Origin of the sequence: Listeria sp. Marseille-Q6474, assembly GCF_946902005.1 — a bacterium.
GTDB lineage: Bacteria > Bacillota > Bacilli > Lactobacillales > Listeriaceae > Listeria > Listeria innocua.
Genome location: NZ_CAMPPS010000002.1, coordinates 755,183 through 766,069, shown reverse-complemented (window position 1 = coordinate 766,069; position 10,887 = coordinate 755,183). Strand labels below are relative to the sequence as shown.

Sequence of the window (10,887 nt, the reverse complement as noted above, 5' to 3'; positions counted from 1 at the left end):
GTGGAGCCTAGCGGGATCGAACCGCTGACCTCCTGCGTGCAAAGCAGGCGCTCTCCCAGCTGAGCTAAGGCCCCATTATAAAAGATGAAACAATCGGGAAGACAGGATTCGAACCTGCGACCCCTTGGTCCCAAACCAAGTGCTCTACCAAGCTGAGCTACTTCCCGTTTAATAAAGTGCGCCCAAGAGGAGTCGAACCTCTAACCGCTTGATTCGTAGTCAAGTACTCTATCCAGTTGAGCTATGGGCGCATATGAAAATAATGCCGAGGACCGGAATCGAACCGGTACGGATATCACTATCCGCAGGATTTTAAGTCCTGTGCGTCTGCCAGTTCCGCCACCCCGGCATATTGGAACTTTTGAAAACAAGCGGAAGACGGGGTTCGAACCCGCGACCCCCACCTTGGCAAGGTGATGTTCTACCACTGAACTACTTCCGCATATTTATAAGTGCGGGTGAAGGGACTTGAACCCCCACGCCTCGCGGCGCCAGATCCTAAATCTGGTGCGTCTGCCAATTCCGCCACACCCGCAAAAGTGAGCCGTGCTGGGTTCGAACCAGCGACCCTCTGATTAAAAGTCAGATGCTCTACCAACTGAGCTAACGGCTCTCTACAATAAAAATATGTATTATTATAAAGATAATATTAATGGTGCCGGCTGCAAGAGTCGAACTCGCGACCTACTGATTACAAATCAGTTGCTCTACCAACTGAGCTAAGCCGGCATAAAAAATGGAGGTTAACGGGATCGAACCGCTGACCCTCTGCTTGTAAGGCAGATGCTCTCCCAGCTGAGCTAAACCTCCAGAAATAATATTGCCCGGCAGCGACCTACTCTCGCAGGGGGAAGCCCCCAACTACCATTGGCGCAGAGAAGCTTAACTACCGTGTTCGGGATGGGAACGGGTGTGACCTTCTCGCCATAACTACCAGACAATATGAAGTTGTTGAAAGATTGCTCTCTCAAAACTAGAGAAGAAAGGGTTCAGTTAGGTAACTTCGTTTCATTTTTTGGTTAAGTCCTCGATCGATTAGTATTTGTCCGCTCCATGTATCGCTACACTTCCACTCCAAACCTATCTACCTGATCATCTTTCAGGGATCTTACTTTCCGAAGAAATGGGAAATCTCATCTTGAGGGGGGCTTCACGCTTAGATGCTTTCAGCGTTTATCCCTGCCACACATAGCTACCCAGCGATGCTCCTGGCGGAACAACTGGTACACCAGCGGTGTGTCCATCCCGGTCCTCTCGTACTAAGGACAGCTCCTCTCAAATTTCCTGCGCCCGCGACGGATAGGGACCGAACTGTCTCACGACGTTCTGAACCCAGCTCGCGTGCCGCTTTAATGGGCGAACAGCCCAACCCTTGGGACCGACTACAGCCCCAGGATGCGACGAGCCGACATCGAGGTGCCAAACCTCCCCGTCGATGTGGACTCTTGGGGGAGATAAGCCTGTTATCCCCGGGGTAGCTTTTATCCGTTGAGCGATGGCCCTTCCATGCGGAACCACCGGATCACTAAGCCCGACTTTCGTCCCTGCTCGACTTGTCAGTCTCGCAGTCAAGCTCCCTTGTGCCTTTACACTCTGCGAATGATTTCCATCCATTCTGAGGGAACCTTTGGGCGCCTCCGTTACTCTTTAGGAGGCGACCGCCCCAGTCAAACTGCCCACCTGACACTGTCTCCCCACGCGCTTAGCGTGGCGGGTTAGAATGGTCATACAGCCAGGGTAGTATCCCACCATTGCCTCCTCGTATGCTAGCGCACACGTCTCTTCGGCTCCTACCTATCCTGTACAAGCGGTACAAACATTCCATATCAGGTTGCAGTAAAGCTCCACGGGGTCTTTCCGTCCTGTCGCGGGTAACCTGCATCTTCACAGGTACTATAATTTCACCGAGTCTCTCGTTGAGACAGTGCCCAGATCGTTGCGCCTTTCGTGCGGGTCGGAACTTACCCGACAAGGAATTTCGCTACCTTAGGACCGTTATAGTTACGGCCGCCGTTTACTGGGGCTTCAATTCGTACCTTCGCCGAAGCTAAGCACTCCTCTTAACCTTCCAGCACCGGGCAGGCGTCAGCCCCTATACGTCACCTTACGGTTTTGCAGAGACCTGTGTTTTTGCTAAACAGTCGCCTGGGCCTATTCACTGCGGCTCTCTCGGGCTTGCACCCTAATAGAGCACCCCTTCTCCCGAAGTTACGGGGTCATTTTGCCGAGTTCCTTAACGAGAGTTCTCTCGCTCACCTTAGGATTCTCTCCTCATCTACCTGTGTCGGTTTGCGGTACGGGCAGTACTACTCTTCCTAGAGGCTTTTCTTGACAGCGTGAAATCAGGAACTTCCGTACTTAATTTCCTTCCCCATCACAGCTCATGCTTCGCAAGAAGCGGATTTGCCTACTTCTCACACTCACTGCTTGGACGCACATTTCCATTCGTGCGATTCCCTATCCTTCTGTGTCACCCCATCGGTTAAACAATTAGCACTGGTACAGGAATCTCTACCTGTTGTCCATCGCCTACGCCTATCGGCCTCGGCTTAGGTCCCGACTAACCCTGAGCGGACGAGCCTTCCTCAGGAAACCTTAGATATTCGGTGGAAGGGATTCTCACCCTTCTTTCGCTACTCATACCGGCATTCTCACTTCTAAGCGCTCCACCAGTCCTTCCGGTCTGACTTCACCGCCCTTAGAACGCTCTCCTACCACGAACCTCCGAAGAGGTTCATCCACAGTTTCGGTAATATGTTTAGCCCCGGTACATTTTCGGCGCGGGGTCACTCGACCAGTGAGCTATTACGCACTCTTTCAATGGTGGCTGCTTCTAAGCCAACATCCTGGTTGTCTAAGCAACCCCACATCCTTTTCCACTTAACATATATTTGGGGACCTTAACTGGTGGTCTGGGCTGTTTCCCTTTCGACTACGGATCTTATCACTCGCAGTCTGACTCCCGAGTATAAGTACATGGCATTCGGAGTTTATCTGAATTCGGTAACCCGAGAAGGGCCCCTAGTCCAAACAGTGCTCTACCTCCATGACTCTTTACCTCGAGGCTAGCCCTAAAGCTATTTCGGAGAGAACCAGCTATCTCCAAGTTCGATTGGAATTTCTCCGCTACCCACACCTCATCCCCGCACTTTTCAACGTGCGTGGGTTCGGACCTCCAGTAAGTATTACCTTACCTTCATCCTGGACATGGGTAGATCACCTGGTTTCGGGTCTACGACCTGTTACTTATGCGCCCTATTCAGACTCGCTTTCGCTACGGCTCCGCTTTTTCCGCTTAACCTTGCAACAAATCGTAACTCGCCGGTTCATTCTACAAAAGGCACGCTATCACCCATTAACGGGCTCTAACTACTTGTAGGCACACGGTTTCAGGAACTGTTTCACTCCCCTTCCGGGGTGCTTTTCACCTTTCCCTCACGGTACTGGTTCACTATCGGTCACTAGGGAGTATTTAGCCTTGGGAGATGGTCCTCCCGGATTCCGACGGAATTTCACGTGTTCCGCCGTACTCAGGATCCACTCTGGAGGGAAAGCCATTTCAACTACCGGGCTGTTACCGTCTTTGGCGGGCCTTTCCAGACCGCTTCATTTATAACTTTCTTTTGTAACTCCGTATAGAGTGTCCTACAACCCCAAGAAGCAAGCTTCTTGGTTTGGGCTCTTTCCGTTTCGCTCGCCGCTACTCAGGAAATCGATTTTTCTTTCTCTTCCTCCAGGTACTTAGATGTTTCAGTTCCCTGGGTCTGCCTTCCTCACGCTATGTATTCACGTAAGGATACTATCCGACTAAAGATAGTGGGTTCCCCCATTCGGAAATCTCTGGATCAACGCTTACGTACAGCTCCCCAAAGCATATCGGTGTTAGTCCCGTCCTTCTTCGGCTCCTAGTGCCAAGGCATCCACCGTGCGCCCTTTCTAACTTAACCAATTTACTTCTACGAAGTAAAGGTTGTTTTTCTGATGTTCCGTATCAGCGATGATACTTCCTATCAGATGAAAGATTCACTTTCAGATGATTCTCGGTTACTTATGTCATAAATAATAAATTATCTATGCTAACTTTACTAACTTTCTTATCTAGTTTTCAAAGAACAAACATACTTGAGAAGTACTAACCTCTCAAAACTGAACAAATAGAGAAGAACGAAAACTCACAGGTTTCCTTTTCCTTAGAAAGGAGGTGATCCAGCCGCACCTTCCGATACGGCTACCTTGTTACGACTTCACCCCAATTATCTGTCCCACCTTCGGCGGCTGGCTCCATAAAGGTTACCCTACCGACTTCGGGTGTTACAAACTCTCGTGGTGTGACGGGCGGTGTGTACAAGGCCCGGGAACGTATTCACCGTGGCATGCTGATCCACGATTACTAGCGATTCCGGCTTCATGTAGGCGAGTTGCAGCCTACAATCCGAACTGAGAATGGTTTTATGGGATTGGCTCCACCTCGCGGCTTCGCGACCCTTTGTACCATCCATTGTAGCACGTGTGTAGCCCAGGTCATAAGGGGCATGATGATTTGACGTCATCCCCACCTTCCTCCGGCTTGCACCGGCAGTCACTTTAGAGTGCCCAACTAAATGCTGGCAACTAAAATCAAGGGTTGCGCTCGTTGCGGGACTTAACCCAACATCTCACGACACGAGCTGACGACAACCATGCACCACCTGTCACTTTGTCCCCGAAGGGAAAGCTCTGTCTCCAGAGTGGTCAAAGGATGTCAAGACCTGGTAAGGTTCTTCGCGTTGCTTCGAATTAAACCACATGCTCCACCGCTTGTGCGGGCCCCCGTCAATTCCTTTGAGTTTCAACCTTGCGGTCGTACTCCCCAGGCGGAGTGCTTAATGCGTTAGCTGCAGCACTAAGGGGCGGAAACCCCCTAACACTTAGCACTCATCGTTTACGGCGTGGACTACCAGGGTATCTAATCCTGTTTGCTCCCCACGCTTTCGCGCCTCAGCGTCAGTTACAGACCAGAGAGTCGCCTTCGCCACTGGTGTTCCTCCACATATCTACGCATTTCACCGCTACACGTGGAATTCCACTCTCCTCTTCTGCACTCCAGTCTTCCAGTTTCCAATGACCCTCCCCGGTTAAGCCGGGGGCTTTCACATCAGACTTAAAAGACCGCCTGCGCGCGCTTTACGCCCAATAAATCCGGACAACGCTTGCCACCTACGTATTACCGCGGCTGCTGGCACGTAGTTAGCCGTGGCTTTCTGGTTAGATACCGTCAAGGGACAAGCAGTTACTCTTATCCTTGTTCTTCTCTAACAACAGTACTTTACGATCCGAAAACCTTCTTCATACACGCGGCGTTGCTCCGTCAGACTTTCGTCCATTGCGGAAGATTCCCTACTGCTGCCTCCCGTAGGAGTCTGGGCCGTGTCTCAGTCCCAGTGTGGCCGATCACCCTCTCAGGTCGGCTATGCATCGTTGCCTTGGTAGGCCATTACCCTACCAACTAGCTAATGCACCGCGGGCCCATCTGTAAGCGATAGCCGAAACCATCTTTCAAGAGCGTGGCATGCGCCACACTCTATCATTCGGTATTAGCCCCGGTTTCCCGGAGTTATCCCCAACTTACAGGCAGGTTGCCCACGTGTTACTCACCCGTCCGCCACTAACTTTGGAAGAGCAAGCTCTTCCTCCGTTCGTTCGACTTGCATGTATTAGGCACGCCGCCAGCGTTCGTCCTGAGCCAGGATCAAACTCTCTTTAAAATATAAATTGAATTTGAATACTTATTCAACACCGTGAATAAGATTCCTTGCGTCAAATTGACTTCGCTAGCAATTAAATTACTAGTTTGTTTTTGTTGAAAACAGCTTTCTGTTTTCTGCCCTGCGATTACCCGTGAGACTTTACGTCTCATTGCTTTTCGTCTTCTTCTTTGTTCAGTTTTCAAAGGTCAGTTAGTCGCTTTCATCCTTGATGTGCGAATGTTTTCGTTTGTTTTTTGCGACTTTTAAATCATATCATTTAAGCAACTATCTGTCAACAACTTTTTAAATTTATTTTATGAATAAAATTCTTTTAAATCACTGCTATTGTAGCGCCGAAAACTAATATATCAAGTTTTGAGATATATGTCAACCGAATTATGCATAAAATTAAATAAAAATGAAAAAAAGTACTAAAAACATAAAAAACACCTAGCTAGGCTAAGTGTTTTTGTTTAATTATTTGATTGTTTTTCTTTACATTCTGGACATGTTCCATATACTTCCAGCCTGTGATTATCAATTTCATAGCCAGTTACGTGGGCTGCGAAATGTTCTACTTCATCTAAGCCTGGATAATGAAAGTCTACTATTTTTCCACATACGTTACAAATTGCGTGGTAGTGGTTAGAAGTTGAGAAATCGAATCGACTAGATGCATCGCCATAGGATAATTCTTTAATTAGACCGGCATCTCGAAAAACGCGCAAATTATTATATACCGTTGCTACACTCATGTTTGGGAAGTTTCCTTCTAAAGACCGATAAATATCATCTGCGGTTGGGTGTGTATGTGAGTTAATTAAGAATTCAAGTATAGCATGACGCTGAGGAGTGATTCTTACTCCTGTTTTCTTTAAGACATCTACTGCCTCTTTTAGAGTTGCATTAGACACCGCCATGCACTCCCTTCCAAAAATAATTATTATATTCATAATACCGGAAATAACGCTTAACTGTCAATAGAATGGCATAATTTGTAGCTTAATAGCCTTTATTTAAATCAATTTCATTCCGCAATTTTGTATTTTCTTTCAAATGATTTATATTTTCAAACCAAATCTCAAAACTACGATCCAAATATTTATCAGAATGACCAGATACATGCGGGGTAATTGTTACGTTGCTCGCTTGCCATAGATAGCTTTCTGCAGGCAGTGGTTCTTCTGGTAAAACATCTAGATAAAAATGAGCGATTTGTTCTTCTTTTGAAGCTCGTTCTAAAGTTTCTAATTCTACTGCGCTTCCTCTTCCAATATTAATAAATACGGCGTTAGTTTTCATTTTCTCAAAAAAGGATAACTGATAAATGCCTGAGGTTTCTTCTGTTTGTGGCAAAACACTTACGAAAAAATCGGCTAAGGGAGCTACTTTTTCCAAGTCAGTCATGGCATAGGTTTTACTAAAAGGTTTTACTGGATGGCCAGTAGTATTAATCCCTATAACTTCCATATCAAAAGCTTGAGCGAATTCTGCTACTTTTGCTCCGATTGCTCCAGTACCTGCCACCACTAATGTTTTTCCTGCTAATTCAGTTATAGGTTCTTCGCTTGCCCATTCTTCTTCTTTTTGCATTTGATAGAAGAAAGCTGCTTTTTTTACGTGAGATAACATAAATGATAAGGCATATTCTCCCATTGGTATTGCATGAATCCCTCTTACATTAGCAACTTTTATTTTTTGTTCTTGGATAATTTTTGTTGGTAGGCTATCTACTCCGGCAGAAAATACCATTATTAGTTTCAAATTAGTAGCTTTTTTTATTTTTTCTTCAGTAATGTTAGATCCGTATGTGATGATGACATCCACTTCGCCTAAATTGGTAAAATGATCAATACTTTCAAAATAGAAGGTATCGTTCGGAAATTTTTCCGCTTGTAAATTTTTAAGGCGTTCGGGTACATCTAGTGTAAACAAAACTTTCATTCTGCCTCACTTCCTCTCTTTAGCTATACTTTAATTTTATGCTTTTTTTCATTTATCAGCAATAATATTGTTTTTTCGATTGCGGCATCCCACTTTTTCGCATAGAATATAGAAGGTATTAAAATTTTGAGGAGATGACGAAATGGATCATTCAATGTCAAAAAAACTGCATGATGAAGCACTTTTACATATAGTTGGCGGGGTTAATAGCCCATCTAGGTCAAATAAAGGAGTTGGCGGTGGTATTCCTGTAACAATGGAACGGGCTAACGGAGCTTATTTTTATGATGTAGATGGTAATAAGTATATTGATTACTTAGCTGCATTTGGACCAATTATTACTGGGCATGCGCATCCTCATATTACAGAAGCGATTACAAAAGCTGCGCAAAATGGCGTTTTGTATGGTACTCCTACGAAACACGAGATAACTTTTGCAAAAATGTTAAAAGAGGCCATTCCTTCTCTTGAAAAAGTTCGGTTTACAAACTCTGGAACGGAAGCGGTTATGACTACTATTCGTGTGGCTCGTGCTTATACTGGACGAGATAAAATTATCAAATTCGCCGGTTGCTATCACGGGCATTTTGATTTAGTGCTGGTGGAAGCTGGTTCTGGCCCTTCTACTCTTGGTATTCCAGATTCAGCTGGAGTAACAAGATCAACAGCGGAGGAAGTTATTACGGTTCCGTTTAACGATCTGACATCTTTCAAAGAAGCATTAGCTGTTTGGGGAGATCAAGTTGCTGCTGTTTTAGTAGAACCAATCGTTGGGAATTTTGGAATGGTTGCTCCTGTGGAAGGCTTTTTAGAGGCTGTGAATGAACTTGCACATGAAAATGGCTCTTTAGTTATTTATGATGAAGTTATTACGGCGTTCCGTTTTATGTATGGTGGTGCTCAAAATTATTTAGGTGTTATTCCAGATTTGACTGCGATGGGCAAAATTATTGGTGGCGGTCTTCCGATTGGCGCTTACGGTGGTCGAGTAGATATTATGGAAAAAGTCGCTCCACTTGGTCCGGCATATCAAGCTGGAACTCATGCAGGTAATCCGGCCTCTATTCTGTCTGGTATTGCTTGTTTAGAAGTTTTACAAGAAGAAGGCCTTTATGATCGTTTTGAAAAATATGGTTCGATGTTAAAAGAAGGCATTGAAAAAGCAGCTATTAAACATGGTATCGCAGTTACAGTCAACCAAATTGTCGGAGCACTTACAGTTTACTTTACAGATGAGCCTGTGACTAATTATGCAGAAGCTGGGGCTACAAATGGAGATTTATTCGGTCGCTTCTTTAAGGGTATGTTAGAAGAAGGAATTAACTTGGCACCCTCAAAATATGAAGCTTGGTTCATTACTTCCGCGCATTCCGAGGCAGATATTTTAGAAACGATTCAAGCAGTTGATACTGTTTTTGGCAAATTGGTTCAAGGTAAATAGGTAATATTACTGTATAAACTTGAGAGAAACGTTATAATAGAAGAAGAATGAGCGGGAAAACTTAAAAATCCCGCTCAAATAGTCTATAGAAAGGAATAACCTTCCATGAAATTCGGAGCTAGAATTTTGAAAACAGGTATTGCAATCACATTGGCGCTTTTTATCGCCCAGCTTTGCAATTCACCATCTCCATCTCTGGCAGGCATTTCCGCCGTTTTTGCTATCCAGCCTTCTATTTATAGATCATATCGAACTATTTTAGAACGGGCACAAGGGAACGTTATTGGAGCCATCATTGCAATTATTTTCGGACTTTATATTGGTAATGATTTTATTTTAATTGGTGTTGCTTCGATAATCTGTGTGGCTTTATTAATGCAATTTCGTTTGGAGAATACGATTGGACTTGCTGTAGTTACCTTAATAATTGTCATGGACTCTCCTGGTAATGACTTTTTAGAAATTGCCCTCATTCGTTTTGGGACAATTATGTTAGGTTTACTTGCTGCATTTATCGTTAATCTGTTCTTTTTACCACCGAAATATGAAGTTTCTCTTTTCCAGTTGATTTACAATACTAATAGCGAGATTGTACGCTGGATTAAACTAAATCTTCGCCACGCCGCAGACTTCCCTCTTCTAAAAAAAGATATGGAATGGATGCAAAAACAGTTAAATCAAACGCGTAACTTATACGGATTATACCGAGAAGAGCGTACTTTCCTGAAGAAAAATGCTATTTCAAAAGGTCGGAAAATTGCTGTTTATAGGCAGATGTTGCTTTGCTCTCAAAAAGGTTTTGAACTGTTAAAAATCCAACACCGTTATGAAAATGATTATTTGCAACTACCGCCAGATAAACAAGAATTAATTAGACAACATATTGATTACTTAACAGATAAACATGAACAACTTTTACTAACCTATATTGACAAAGTTTCTATCGATCTTGAATATGTAGAGTCACATTTAGCACAAGATCCACAAGATTTAATGCAACTTTTCCTGCGTGAGATGGAAGAAACAGAAAAAGATGAATATGAAGACATGATGGATAAATATCATCTAATGCGTATTATCGCTTCTGTTTTTGCTTATCAAGAAACAATCGATTATTTAGAAAAATTAATTCACAGTTTTAAACTTCGACATACAGAAGAAAATCAAATCGATATTAACGTTAATGAAGAATAAACAAAAAACGAGCTTGGAGATAAACTCCAAGCTCGTTTTTTTAACGATATTCTTTATACTTTTCATACCAAATGTCAATGTAATCAGGAGAAAATGGACCTTTTTTGTCCAAAATCCAGTGGCTTAGCACATCTACATTAGTTTTTAGTATCCGGTCAATTGAGTCTGGATACTTCATTTGGCGACGGTGTTGTTCATATTCGCCCTCATCAAGCAAATGAAACCTTCCATCTGGGAAAACCTTAATATCGAGGTCATAGTCAATGTACTTCAGCGCTTGTTCATCTACCGCAAAAGGTGTACCTAAATTACAGTAATGATAAATGCCATCTTCTCTAATCATCGAAATTACATTAAACCAGTAATCACTATGAAAATAACAAATTGATGGTTCGCGCGTTACCCATTTACGTCCGTCTGCTTCCACAACTAATGTGTGGTCGTTTCCACCGATAATAATATTCTCCGTAGATTTAAGCACCACTGTCTTTTTCCAAGTACGATGAAGTTTACCGTTATGTTTGTAGCTCTTGATCTGTATTATTTCTTTCTCTTTGGGTAAGTACATCCTTTATCCTACTT

General features: G+C 44.0%; 5 protein-coding genes, 9 tRNA genes and 3 rRNA genes. 2 read left to right on the top strand and 15 right to left on the bottom strand.

All coding sequences use genetic code 11. The annotated features are described in order from the left end of the window. Position 1 precedes the first annotated feature (1 nt). The 14 genes from OC533_RS14610 to OC533_RS14545 form a co-directional block, all read right to left on the bottom strand. Positions 2–74: transfer RNA gene (locus OC533_RS14610), tRNA-Ala, on the bottom strand. Positions 75–93: 19 nt separating this feature from the next. Beyond that, a tRNA-Pro gene (locus OC533_RS14605) sits at positions 94–167 on the bottom strand. Positions 168–177: 10 nt separating this feature from the next. After that, a tRNA-Arg gene (locus tag OC533_RS14600) sits at positions 178–251 on the bottom strand. 12 nt (positions 252–263) lie between these two features. Further along, positions 264–349 (bottom strand) — tRNA-Leu (locus OC533_RS14595). Positions 350–370: 21 nt separating this feature from the next. Next, positions 371–442: transfer RNA gene (locus tag OC533_RS14590), tRNA-Gly, on the bottom strand. An 11-nt stretch (positions 443–453) separates the two neighbouring features. Next, positions 454–535 (bottom strand) — tRNA-Leu (locus tag OC533_RS14585). Positions 536–540: 5 nt separating this feature from the next. After that, positions 541–613: transfer RNA gene (locus OC533_RS14580), tRNA-Lys, on the bottom strand. A gap of 40 nt (positions 614–653) precedes the next feature. Further along, a tRNA-Thr gene (locus OC533_RS14575) sits at positions 654–729 on the bottom strand. An 8-nt stretch (positions 730–737) separates the two neighbouring features. After that, positions 738–810: transfer RNA gene (locus OC533_RS14570), tRNA-Val, on the bottom strand. Between the two features lie 12 nt (positions 811–822). Continuing rightward, a 5S ribosomal RNA gene (rrf, locus tag OC533_RS14565) occupies positions 823–938 on the bottom strand. 77 nt (positions 939–1,015) lie between these two features. Continuing rightward, positions 1,016–3,947: ribosomal RNA gene (locus tag OC533_RS14560) — 23S ribosomal RNA — on the bottom strand. Positions 3,948–4,194: 247 nt separating this feature from the next. Next, positions 4,195–5,744: ribosomal RNA gene (locus OC533_RS14555) — 16S ribosomal RNA — on the bottom strand. The 16S, 23S and 5S rRNA genes sit together here with 9 tRNA genes alongside, the layout of an rRNA operon. Positions 5,745–6,199: 455 nt before the next feature. Continuing rightward, a complete protein-coding gene (gene perR / locus OC533_RS14550; RefSeq protein WP_010990957.1) occupies positions 6,200–6,646 on the bottom strand; it encodes a peroxide-responsive transcriptional repressor PerR in 447 nt (148 codons plus the stop codon). A gap of 82 nt (positions 6,647–6,728) precedes the next feature. Continuing rightward, a complete protein-coding gene (locus tag OC533_RS14545) occupies positions 6,729–7,670 on the bottom strand; it encodes a D-2-hydroxyacid dehydrogenase (RefSeq protein WP_194324104.1) in 942 nt (313 codons plus the stop codon). A gap of 142 nt (positions 7,671–7,812) precedes the next feature. Here OC533_RS14545 and OC533_RS14540 point away from each other — a divergent pair, with 142 nt between their 5' ends. Next, positions 7,813–9,111: a glutamate-1-semialdehyde 2,1-aminomutase gene (locus OC533_RS14540; RefSeq protein WP_185485076.1), complete on the top strand. Its 1,299-nt coding sequence runs from the start codon at positions 7,813–7,815 to the stop codon at positions 9,109–9,111. A 105-nt stretch (positions 9,112–9,216) separates the two neighbouring features. Further along, the gene (locus OC533_RS14535; protein ID WP_003767254.1) at positions 9,217–10,305 is read left to right on the top strand and encodes an aromatic acid exporter family protein; all 1,089 of its coding nucleotides are present in this window, start codon (positions 9,217–9,219) and stop codon (positions 10,303–10,305) included. Between the two features lie 40 nt (positions 10,306–10,345). Here the strand turns inward: OC533_RS14535 and OC533_RS14530 are convergent, their stop codons facing one another. Continuing rightward, a complete protein-coding gene (locus tag OC533_RS14530) occupies positions 10,346–10,873 on the bottom strand; it encodes a DUF402 domain-containing protein (protein ID WP_003719986.1) in 528 nt (175 codons plus the stop codon). Positions 10,874–10,887 lie beyond the last annotated feature (14 nt).

What these genes read in the sequence shown, in the direction of transcription:
- perR (WP_010990957.1), bottom strand. Translation starts at nt 6,646, where the DNA reads ATGGCGGTGTCTAATGCAACTCTAAAAGAGGCAGTAGATGTCTTAAAG.
- OC533_RS14545 (WP_194324104.1), bottom strand. Translation starts at nt 7,670, where the DNA reads ATGAAAGTTTTGTTTACACTAGATGTACCCGAACGCCTTAAAAATTTA.
- OC533_RS14540 (WP_185485076.1), top strand. Translation starts at nt 7,813, where the DNA reads ATGGATCATTCAATGTCAAAAAAACTGCATGATGAAGCACTTTTACAT.
- OC533_RS14535 (WP_003767254.1), top strand. Translation starts at nt 9,217, where the DNA reads ATGAAATTCGGAGCTAGAATTTTGAAAACAGGTATTGCAATCACATTG.
- OC533_RS14530 (WP_003719986.1), bottom strand. Translation starts at nt 10,873, where the DNA reads ATGTACTTACCCAAAGAGAAAGAAATAATACAGATCAAGAGCTACAAA.